Below are 10,558 nucleotides of genomic sequence, written 5' to 3'. Positions count from 1 at the left end.
ATCAATGCCGAATGGGTGGCACTTACACCTTATGGTTTTACGAGAGATGGTAGTCCAAATTTTAAATATAATAAATCTTCTGATGGACATTGGTGGGGAGAATCTCCATCAGGAACAGCCGAATGTGTAAATTTGGCACATCAAAAAGGCCTGAAAGTGATGCTAAAACCTCATGCTTGGATTCAAAGTTCTCAGAGTTCATATACCGGTGATATGGATTTTAAAACGGAAGCAGAATGGCAGGTTTTTGAAAAAACTTTTGGTGATTATCTATTAGATTTTGCAAAAGTTGCTGACTCTACGCACGTCGAAATTTATTGCATTGCTACTGAATTTGAAAATTTTGTGGCAAAACGCCCACAGTTTTGGCATAAAATAATTCAAGATATAAAAAAGGTTTATCATGGAAAATTGACATATGCCGAAAACTGGGATTGTTACGACAAAGTACCTTTCTGGAATGAATTGGATTTTGTAGGAATTGATGGCTATTTCCCATTATCAGAAGAAAAATCGCCCAATGCCGAAATCCTCAGAAAGGCATGGAAAAAGCATAAAGAAGAAATAGAAAAGTATAGCAGAGTAGTGCAAAAACCGATTCTTTTTACCGAAATGGGTTATCAAAGTACCGATTTTACAACTGACAAACCTTGGGAGTCTCACTCAAAACACCCCGATAATGATGCACTTCAAGCGGTTGCTTACCGAGCATTTTTTGAGGAAATTTGGCAAGAAAAATGGTTTGCAGGATGTTTTGTTTGGAAATGGTTTCCAGCTATAAAACATGAAAAAGATTTTGGCAAAAAACATGAATTTAGAGATAAATATACCCCTCAAGGAAAAGTTGGGGAGGCAGTTATACAAAGTTATTTTCAGAAGTATTAAATTCAAAACCCTAATAATCAATTCTTTATGAAAACATTGGCTTTCTTAGCATCCATCTTTGTTTTGTTTTCTTGTCAAACTAAAACAGCACAAAAAACAGAAAATACAGATTCGGTTGCAACTGCTACGACCCCTGCAATCTCTGAAATTGAAGAAGCTATTACTTTTGGATTTAGCAATGAAAAAGGTAATCAAATTTTAGGTTTTGAAGAAAATACTAATCCTAAGTTATTTACACAAACACTTGATAATCAAGGTACTACTACTACTATTAGTTTTGTAAAAACACAAAAAGGCAATGATAGAGGTGTCAATCAGACTTATTCAAATTTCGATAATTGTACTGGGCAAATATTTGTGACAAATGGTGAAAAAAAAGTCAATCCAGACCTCACTTCGGTACTTTTCAATGAAGAATTTGTTAAAAATCATTTGTCGATTTCGGTCAAAACTTTAGCACAACCAACAATAATTGATAGCAAAATCAAAACAGCCATCGAAAATGAGCGAAAAAGAACAATCAAAAGTGCTTGGAAAGTAGCCAATTTAGGTGAAAACCTTGAAGCGTATATCGTCGTTTTTTCACCTAAAAAAGATAGCGTTTTGGCAAGTTTGGTGATTGGAGGTAAGCAATTTATTTATAGAGATTATCCTGCAAAATATGATGTAGGCTCAACATGGCGTGTGGATGATGGCGGAGAATTTCCGAATGATGCTATCAGAATTTTGGCAGTTTTTCGTAATCAGCAGGGTGATTTAGAAATAATTACCGAATGGGCAGGTGCAGAAGGTGCAAATATCGAATATGACAAAGCCAATAAAAATATTTTTGAAATAATCAAAGAGGCTTCAAGGTATTGGGGAGCGGGTTGAAAGGAAATTTAGAGAAGAAAAGAAACACAAAAAGCTGACTATCAAGTATTTACAATCACAAATTCAATAATGAAATTAATAACCCTTACCATAAGTTTAATTAGCTTTACGTGTTTTTCACAACAAATAATTAGCAAAAAGATTGAGGCATCGATACTTCAAAAATACGTTACTGACGATTCAACTGTAGAAAAAGCACTTCAATTTGAAGATAAAAATGGTAAAAATTACTTAATTGTGACAACGCATTTAAATGGTTCGGATGAGTGGCTTACAAAAACTTTGTTGGTTAAACATTATATCGAAAAAAGTAATAATCAATTTGACTTAATTCGACAAATTACAGATAATGAGAGTCATTGTGAATTTGACAACGATTTGCAATTTCTTGATAAATCACTTATTATCACCGATTTAGACAAAAATAAATACGCTGAAATTACTTTTCTCTATAAAATTGGTTGCCGAAGCGATGTTAGTCCAATTGGCTTAAAACTAATGGTTATTGAAAATGGGAGCAAGGCTGCTATTCGAGGAAATACACTTCCGAGAGGTTTTGATTTTAAGAAAGAAAAAGTGACTGATGCTGCTTTCAAAAAACTACCAAAAGTAATTCAAGACCAAGCCAATAAACTCTGGGATGTATTCGCTCCTGAGTTTTAAAATTGTACGAATGTTTTTCAAATCCGTCTCACTTTTAGAAAAACAACAGGTTAGGAAACCCGTTTTACAATAAAATTGACTAATTTTGCACTCGTTTTACAAAATTAGATACCAATGTCATTTATTGAAGAATTACACAAACGCCGTACTTTTGCTATCATTGCTCACCCCGATGCAGGAAAAACCACATTGACCGAAAAACTACTCCTTTTTGGTGGTGCAATCCAAACCGCAGGGGCTGTAAAATCAAATAAAATCAAGAAGTCAACAACCTCAGATTTTATGGAAATTGAAAAGCAACGTGGTATTTCGGTGGCAACTTCGGTAATGACTTTCGAATATAAAAATCTTAAAATCAATATATTAGATACGCCTGGTCACAAAGATTTCGCAGAAGATACCTACAGAACTTTGACGGCAGTTGATAGTGTAATTTTGGTAATTGATTGTGTAAAAGGCGTGGAGGAACAAACTGAACGCTTGATGGAAGTTTGCCGAATGCGACAAACGCCTGTGATTATTTTTATCAATAAAATGGACAGAGAAGGACAAAATCCTTTCGATTTATTAGATGAATTAGAGCAGAAACTCAATCTTAAAGTTCGCCCAATTACTTGGCCAGTCAATGGTGGTAAAAATTTCAAAGGAGTTTACCATTTGCTTGAAAAGAAAATGAATTTTTTTGCTGTCAATAAAACTCGTTTGGAAGATGATATTGAAGAAATTGAATTAGATTCTGATATTTTAGAAGAAAAAGTTGGTCAAAAAGATGCCAATCAGTTGCGTGAAGATGTGGAATTGATAGATGGTGTTTATGAAACTTTTAACAAACAATCTTATTTAGAAGGCGACCTTGCACCCGTTTTCTTTGGAAGTGCGGTGAGTAATTTTGGTGTGATGGAGTTGTTGAATACATTTTGTGATGTTTCTCCACTACCTGTACATCGAATGACCGACAAGCGAATGGTAGAACCTAATGAAGATAAATTTAGTGGATTTGTGTTTAAAATTCATGCAAATATTGACCCTCGTCACCGAGATAGAATTGCTTTTTTGAGAATTTGTAGTGGTGAATTTGAACGTGGAAAGTTTTATAAACACGTCAGACTGAACAAACAAATACGTTTTGCAAGTCCGTTTGCTTTTTTAGCAGATAGGAAAGATGTAGTTGATGAAGGCTATCCAGGTGATGTAATTGGTTTGTACGATACTGGTACTTTCAAAATTGGCGATACGCTAACAGAAGGAGAAGATTTGCAATTTGTTGGAATTCCGAGTTTTTCACCCGAAATTTTCAAAGAGGTTATTAACAAAGACCCGATGAAGTCGAAGCAATTAGAAAAAGGTGTTCAACAATTAACCGATGAAGGAGTTGCTCAATTGTTTATTCTTCAGCCTGGCAATAGAAAAATTATTGGAACAGTTGGTGAACTGCAATTTGAAGTTATTCAGCATCGTTTACTCAATGAATACTCGGCAAGTTGTGTTTTTGAAGCTCGGCCTTACTCAAAAGCCTGCTGGATTACGTGTGAGGATAAAAACAAATTGGCTGAGTTTATCCGTCTAAAAAGTAACTTTATTGCTTTTGACAAAGATGAAAATCCAGTATTTTTGGCAGAAACCGACTGGATTTTAAGAATGAATATTCAGAATAATCCTGATATTAAATTTCATACTACTTCGGAGTTTAAGGTGGCGTTGGCTTACTAGGATTATCAGTATTTTACCTTTATTCCATGGTAAAACTCTTGTTCTTTATAGTCTTTTCTGAGTGGATGCCCTTCCCAATCGGCTGGTAGAAGGATTCTTCTTAAATCTGGGTGTCCAACAAAATCAATACCAACTAAATCGAAGGCCTCTCTTTCGTGCCAATCTGCTGTTTTCCAGATTGGAGTTAATGAAAATACTTGAGGAAGTGGTTCGTTTTCTTTGTTTCTTTCAACCTCAACTTTCAAAACAAAACTATGCTCATAAGGAATTGAATTGAGGTGATAAATCACTTCAATTGTTCCAATTTCAGCACCATTGTCGATAGCGGTAATACAGGTCAGAAAATCAAAATATAATTTAGGTTGTACGTGAAGAAACTGACAAACTTCCAAGAGTTTTTCATTGGCAATAGTAATGTTTGGTTGAGGCGAAATGGTATCTTCTTTCAAGATAGTTTTTTCACCAAACATGGCTACAATTAAAGATTTTATTTCTGAATATTGCATTTTTACTTTTATTGTGCAAGTAAATATAGCACTGCCATTCTGACCGCCACACCATTTTCAACTTGGTCGAGAATGATTGAGTGGTGAGAATCTGCGGCATCGCTTGTGAGTTCAACACCACGATTTATTGGGCCGGGATGCATCAAAATAATTTCTTTATTCAACTCGTCAAGCATTTTTTTGTTAATTCCAAAATACAAAGAATACTCTCGTAACGATGGGAAATATTTGATATGCTGACGCTCCAACTGAATCCGTAAAACATTGGCTACATCGCACCATTGCAAGGCATTTTGAACATTATGCTCAACTTTCACACCAATTTCTCTGATATATTTTGGCAAAAGTGTATTTGGGCCACAAACCATTACTTCTGCACCGAGTTTTTGCAAACAAAATATATTTGATAATGCTACCCTCGAATGAAGAATGTCACCAATAATCGCCACTTTCTTTCCTGATAAATCTCCTAATTTTTCTTGCATCGAAAATGCATCTAATAATGCTTGAGTTGGATGCTCGTGTGTGCCATCGCCTGCGTTTACGATGTTGGCTTTGATATGTTTTGATAAATAATGAGGAGCTCCCGGACTGCTGTGTCGCATCACAACCATATCTACTTTCATTGCCAAAATATTATTGACGGTATCAAGTAGCGTTTCACCTTTTTTGACCGAGCTTCCCGAAGCAGAAAAATTGACTACGTCGGCAGAAAGTCGTTTTTCAGCTAATTCAAAAGAAAGTCGAGTACGGGTAGAATTTTCAAAAAAAACATTGGCAATAGTTACATCACGCAAAGAAGGCACTTTTTTGATGGGACGATTAATGACATCTTTAAACTCTTTGGCAGTTTCCAAAATAAGCTGAATGTCATTGGTCGTAAGGTCTTTTATGCCAAGCAGGTGCTTTGTACTGAGTGATTGCATTGTGTTTTGAGAAGAAAGTTTTGCAAAGTTAAGAAAAAGTTATGAATTCTGAACTCAAGACTCTAAACTTAGAACTAAGGAAAGGTCTTCCCAAAAACTTGGATATGACTTAACTACTACATTTGGTTCTTCAATTACAACATCCATCAACATTGCCAACGGTGCAAAAGCCATTGCCATTCGATGGTCATCGTAGGTTGCGATCGTTACTGTGTGCTTTGGACTCTGTACTGCGGACTTCCTAACTAAGTATTCTGTATTTTTTACCACTTCAATCAACTCTCCGCCAAATTTTTGGAGTTCGTTTTGGAGTGCTACTATTCTATCAGTTTCTTTGATTTTTAAACTCTCAATTCCTGTGAAAGTTGCTTCAATGTGTTTGGCGGCACAAGTTACTGCAACGGTCTGGGCTAAATCTGGGCAGTTAGTAAAATCCCAACACAATGTTTTTTTAGCAGGAATTTTGGTCAAAAAAACACCATTTTCCGTAAAAGTGCTTTTTACTCCCAAATGAGACATAATATTCACAATATCACTATCGCCTTGCAACGAATTTTCTTTCAAACCCAACAGTTCAACTTGTGTATCTTCAAACTCTGAAAGTGCCACAATACTGTACCAATAACTAGCCCCAGACCAATCTGACTCGATTTTGTAAGTAGTTGATTGATAAATATCGGGTAAAATTTTTATTATTTTTTGTTCCCAATTTGCATCATAATTTACCCCAAATGCTTTCATTTGTTCGAGTGTCATTTTTATGTACGGAATTGAGCCTAATTCTCCTATCAATTTAATTGTCAGACCTTGCGGCAGAGTTGGAGCAATCATCAATAAAGCCGAAATATATTGACTACTTACATCGCCACGAATCGTAACTTCGTTCGATTTTTGCTTAGAAAAACCCTTGATATGCAATGGTGGATACCCTTCTTTTTTTAAATAATCAATTTCTGCACCAATGCTTCGGAGGGCATCAACCAAAATGCCAATAGGACGCTCGCACATTCGAGGCGTGCCTGTCATTATTTTATTTTGATTGGTTGCCACAAAATAAGCAGTCAAAAAACGCATCGTAGTTCCTGCATCAATCACATCGGCTGTTTGGTCAGTTGACTTCAACAAACGAATCATTGTTTGGGTATCACGGGCAGTTGAAAGGTTTTGTAAATCTCCAGAAAAATTGGCTAAAGCATTGATTATCAAGGCTCTATTGCTTTCTGATTTGGAAGAGGCTAAAGCTATTTTAACGTTGAATGGGCTGGTGCTTTTATGAAGGAGTATATTATCCATTAAATTCTTTGGTTCTGTATTCAGCCACAAAGATAATATAAGTAAGTCGGTTTTTATAGCCGACTTTTTATTTTTTGAAAATCCAATTACTTCCTATCAAATAGTCGCTCATAAAAACCGACTTACTTAGAACGATTGAAAAATCCGTAAACGATAATTTTCGGTGATTCTTCGACTGCGAAATTGATTGGAAATAACACCAATAAAAGGTTGTGCAAGCGACAAGCCTATTGCTAATGGCAATTTAGAATTTGATAACGGTGGAGTTTTCCATGCTGCCCACTCGATAAATAAGTACCCAACAGGAGCAAAAGTGTATAAGTTAATATGGATTTTCTTTTTAGAATGTTTATAAATTCGCTTTATTTCGTTGAGTTTAATTTCTACATATTCATAGCGATTAGTAACTTCATTGAGCGAAGTAATAACGATTGAGGAATCTTTTATGGAATAAATGTCATTTTCAAAAACAAAATCATCTTTAGTTTTGAATCGAAATAAATCCCCTTCATAAAAGCGAGTTCGGCTATTATTTCGGAGGTTTTCCAAAACTAAATATCGCCCTTTAGTAAACATTGCTTTTGCTCTTGTTGGGTCTTTTCTATAAATTAATTCTTCGACTGAAAGTGGTTCTCTTTGGTGGAAATCTTGTGCGAAAATATTGGAATAGACAACTAAAATGAAGGGAAATAAAATACTTTTTAGTTGTAAAAATTTCATATTTGTTTGCTTTTATCTATAAACTGCGAACCAATGATTCACCCCACAATTATTCTTTTATCGAAACACCACCCGAAACGATGAGTTTCATTACTTCAGCACTTGGCATGTCGAGCATTCTTACGTTTTCTTTCGGCACTAATATCAATTCTCCCGAAAAAGCATAACTGTGCGGACAATAAACAGCTACCATATTATTAACGCCCAAAGTAGTTAAATCATTTTGTGTAATGAAACCTATTTTATGCACACCTGCTTCTTTATTAATTAAAACAATTGCTGCCTGCGTAAATTTTCGTTTATCGCCTACAAATGCTGAAATTAAATCTTTAAAAGCAAAATAAAAAATTCGGACTAACGGCAAATGACTAATGGCATTTTCGATGAGATTTTGAATTGTTTGAGGCAATAAAACCGAAAAAGTAAACCCAGTAATCATTGTTCCGACAATCACAATCAATGTACCTAAACCTGGAATAATTAAATCATGACTTGGGTCTTCTGTAGGAATACGAATCCTTATAATGTTATCAACAAAATCGAATGCCCCCAAAAGTATAAAAATCGTGAAACCAATAGGTGCTACAAATAGTAGTCCTCTAATAAAGTAAGAAAGTAAACGGCTTAGTATAGGTCTTTCAGTCATAAATCAATTTTTTTTGTATTTTTGGCACGCTGTATATCAATTCTAACGTTTTTGTGTAACTAAAAGTTTTTTAACCTTTAACATCTCCATTTATTTATGAGAAAAATTACCCTTGGTTTGCTGGCTTTTGCTATTTCTGTACAAGTTTTTGCACAAAACCTCAATATTCCTATCCCCAATAATCCTGCCGTAAGAGTTGGGACACTCAAAAATGGATTAAAATATTATGTTTTGAAAAATTCTGAGCCAAAAAATCGCATGGAGCTACGTTTAGTGGTCAATGCGGGTTCAGTTTTGGAAACTGATGCTCAACAAGGATTGGCCCACTTCATGGAACACATGAATTTTAATGGCACAAAAGAATTTCCAAAAAATGAACTCGTTAATTTCTTGCAAAAATCTGGGATGAAATTTGGAGCAGATTTGAACGCCTCAACGAGTTTTGATGAAACAATTTATCAGCTTCAAGTGCCAACTGATTCTGCTAAATTGTTTGAAAGAGCTTTTCAGATTTTGGCTGACTGGTCTAGCTACGCAACTCTTGATACAGCCGAAATTAATAAAGAACGAGGGATTATTTTGGAAGAAGAACGTGCAAGAGGCAAAAATGCTCAATCACGCATTCAACAAAAATTGCTTCCGATTTTATTCAATAACTCTCGTTATGCTGATAGACTTCCAATCGGAAAAGTTGATATTTTGAAGACTTTCAAGCCTGAAGAAATCGTTAAGTTTTATAAAGATTGGTACAGACCTGACCTCATGGCAGTGGTAGCTGTGGGAGATTTTGACCCAGAGAAAGTTGAAAACTTGATTAAAGAGAAGTTTTCTCCACTAAAAGTGAGTAAAAATGCCCCAAAGATTACCAAATACGAAATTCCACCATCGGTAGGAACACAGACTTTTCAAATTTTAGATAAAGAATTGCCACAATCTACTTTTCAGATGATTACCAAACTTCCGAGAGAAAAAACACTTACGCAAGCAGATTACCGAACTGACATTGCCGAAAGTTTATATAACCAAATGATAAGCACTCGTTTACAAGAAGCATCAAAAAAACCAAATGCACCCTTTGTATTTGGGGTGATGGGATACAGTTCGTTTTTGGCAGGTTTGGATGTTTTTCAGACCATTGTGTTGCCTAAAAACGCCGAGGGAATGGAAGCTGCAATAAAGGCTATTATTGACGAACAAGAGCGTTTAAAGAAATTTGGATTTACGAAAGGTGAGTTGGAACGTGCCAAAAAAGAGTATTTTGTAGGTGTCGAAAAGGGTTTCAAAGAAAAAGACAAAACAAAATCAGCAACATTTGTGAATGCGATGGTACAAAATTACTTACAAGGAACTTCTTATACTGATGCTGATTTTCGCTACGAATTTACAAAAACTAACTTAGAAGGAATCACTCTCGCCGAAGTAAATGCCATAACTGGTAAAATAATGAAGGAAGAAAATCGAGTTGGTTTAATTGTTGGTTCGGAAAAAGATAAGGAAAAACTACCCAATGAAGAAAAAATTAAGGAATTAATAAACTTTAAAAATCCTGACATAAAACCTTATGAAGATGAAGCGGTTTTAACACCAATTTTAGAGAAAATTCCAGAAGGAACGAAGGTAGTTTCGGAGAAAAAAATAGACGAATTGGGCGTAACCGAATTGGTATTTGCCAATGGAGTAAAAGTTGCTTTGAAACCAACGACTTTTAAAAATGACCAAATTATATTCTCAGCTTCAAGTAAAGGTGGAACTTCGCTTTATAACGATGAAGATTATTATTCGGCACAATTTGCCTCGACTGTCGTTTCTCAAGGTGGCGTTAGCAAACTCTCTGATAGTCAATTAGATAAGGCTTTGGCAGGAAAAGTTGCCAGTGTTTATACTTATGTTAGCGAATTAACCGAAGGTGTTGGTGGCAGCACTACGCCAAAAGATTTAGAAACTGCTTTGCAATTGATGTACGCTTACATAACTCAGCCACGACGTGACAACGAAGTAGTTAAAAGTTTTTTAAAAAATCAGAAAGATTTGATAGCCAATTCGATGAAAACACTAACGCCCGAAAAAGTTTTTGGCGATACTGTTTTGACAACGCTTTATCAGAAAAATTTCCGTCGTTTACCAATGAAAGCCGAAAATATTGATAAAGTTAATATTGACCGTGCAATGGAAATTTATAAAGACCGTTTCAGCGATTTGAGCGATTTTACTTTTGTTTTTGTTGGAAACTTTGAGGTTGAAAAAATCAAGCCATTACTTGAAAAATACATTGGTGGTTTGCCATCAACCAAACGTCAGGAATCATATAAAGGCCTGAATATCAGTAAAGTAAAAGG

General features: G+C 35.2%; 10 protein-coding genes. 5 read left to right on the top strand and 5 right to left on the bottom strand.

The genetic code is table 11. The features are described 5' to 3' along the window. From ACH2CJ_RS11055 to ACH2CJ_RS11040, 4 genes are all read left to right on the top strand, one after another. The coding region (locus ACH2CJ_RS11055) for a glycoside hydrolase family 113 (RefSeq protein ID WP_394992862.1) at positions 1-885 on the top strand (885 nt) is incomplete at its 5' end. A 27-nt stretch (positions 886-912) separates the two neighbouring features. Next, on the top strand, positions 913-1,758 hold the full coding sequence (locus tag ACH2CJ_RS11050; RefSeq protein WP_394992861.1) for a hypothetical protein: 846 nt from the start codon (positions 913-915) through the stop codon (positions 1,756-1,758). Between the two features lie 69 nt (positions 1,759-1,827). Next, on the top strand, positions 1,828-2,421 hold the full coding sequence (locus ACH2CJ_RS11045; RefSeq protein ID WP_394992860.1) for a M949_RS01915 family surface polysaccharide biosynthesis protein: 594 nt from the start codon (positions 1,828-1,830) through the stop codon (positions 2,419-2,421). A 114-nt stretch (positions 2,422-2,535) separates the two neighbouring features. Further along, positions 2,536-4,131: a peptide chain release factor 3 gene (locus ACH2CJ_RS11040; protein ID WP_394992859.1), complete on the top strand. Its 1,596-nt coding sequence runs from the start codon at positions 2,536-2,538 to the stop codon at positions 4,129-4,131. 5 nt (positions 4,132-4,136) lie between these two features. On the opposite strand, the gene ACH2CJ_RS11035 is transcribed toward ACH2CJ_RS11040, so the two are convergent. The 5 genes from ACH2CJ_RS11035 to ACH2CJ_RS11015 all read right to left on the bottom strand — a co-directional run bounded on the left by ACH2CJ_RS11035 (position 4,137) and on the right by ACH2CJ_RS11015 (position 8,222). Further along, complete coding sequence (locus ACH2CJ_RS11035) at positions 4,137-4,637, bottom strand: NADH-quinone oxidoreductase subunit C (protein ID WP_394992858.1); 501 nt, start codon at positions 4,635-4,637, stop codon at positions 4,137-4,139. A gap of 8 nt (positions 4,638-4,645) precedes the next feature. Then, on the bottom strand, positions 4,646-5,563 hold the full coding sequence (locus tag ACH2CJ_RS11030; RefSeq protein ID WP_394992857.1) for an aspartate carbamoyltransferase catalytic subunit: 918 nt from the start codon (positions 5,561-5,563) through the stop codon (positions 4,646-4,648). A 54-nt stretch (positions 5,564-5,617) separates the two neighbouring features. Beyond that, complete coding sequence (locus ACH2CJ_RS11025; RefSeq protein WP_394992856.1) at positions 5,618-6,856, bottom strand: 3-phosphoshikimate 1-carboxyvinyltransferase; 1,239 nt, start codon at positions 6,854-6,856, stop codon at positions 5,618-5,620. A 126-nt stretch (positions 6,857-6,982) separates the two neighbouring features. Further along, positions 6,983-7,576 (bottom strand): hypothetical protein, encoded by a 594-nt coding sequence (locus tag ACH2CJ_RS11020; protein WP_394992855.1) that lies wholly within the window; start codon positions 7,574-7,576, stop codon positions 6,983-6,985. A gap of 49 nt (positions 7,577-7,625) precedes the next feature. Next, positions 7,626-8,222, bottom strand: coding sequence for a DUF502 domain-containing protein (locus ACH2CJ_RS11015; protein WP_394992854.1), 597 nt, complete (start codon positions 8,220-8,222; stop codon positions 7,626-7,628). A gap of 96 nt (positions 8,223-8,318) precedes the next feature. On the opposite strand from ACH2CJ_RS11015, the gene ACH2CJ_RS11010 reads away from it, so the two are divergent. Next, positions 8,319-10,558 (top strand): M16 family metallopeptidase (locus tag ACH2CJ_RS11010; RefSeq protein WP_394992853.1); only part of this gene is annotated, 2,240 nt, incomplete at its 3' end.

This window comes from Emticicia sp. (genome assembly GCF_043780375.1).
In the GTDB taxonomy this organism is placed as follows: domain Bacteria; phylum Bacteroidota; class Bacteroidia; order Cytophagales; family Spirosomataceae; genus Emticicia.
Note: the sequence above shows the minus strand (reverse complement) of the source record. Positions and strands in the feature narration are given on the sequence as shown.

Bases quoted from the DNA above. Each gene is read 5' to 3' on its own strand.
- ACH2CJ_RS11045 (WP_394992860.1), top strand. From the start codon at position 1,828: ATGAAATTAATAACCCTTACCATAAGTTTAATTAGCTTTACGTGTTTT.
- ACH2CJ_RS11030 (WP_394992857.1), bottom strand. From the start codon at position 5,563: ATGCAATCACTCAGTACAAAGCACCTGCTTGGCATAAAAGACCTTACG.
- ACH2CJ_RS11020 (WP_394992855.1), bottom strand. From the start codon at position 7,576: ATGAAATTTTTACAACTAAAAAGTATTTTATTTCCCTTCATTTTAGTT.
- ACH2CJ_RS11015 (WP_394992854.1), bottom strand. From the start codon at position 8,222: ATGACTGAAAGACCTATACTAAGCCGTTTACTTTCTTACTTTATTAGA.
- ACH2CJ_RS11025 (WP_394992856.1), bottom strand. From the start codon at position 6,856: ATGGATAATATACTCCTTCATAAAAGCACCAGCCCATTCAACGTTAAA.
- ACH2CJ_RS11040 (WP_394992859.1), top strand. From the start codon at position 2,536: ATGTCATTTATTGAAGAATTACACAAACGCCGTACTTTTGCTATCATT.
- ACH2CJ_RS11050 (WP_394992861.1), top strand. From the start codon at position 913: ATGAAAACATTGGCTTTCTTAGCATCCATCTTTGTTTTGTTTTCTTGT.
- ACH2CJ_RS11035 (WP_394992858.1), bottom strand. From the start codon at position 4,637: ATGCAATATTCAGAAATAAAATCTTTAATTGTAGCCATGTTTGGTGAA.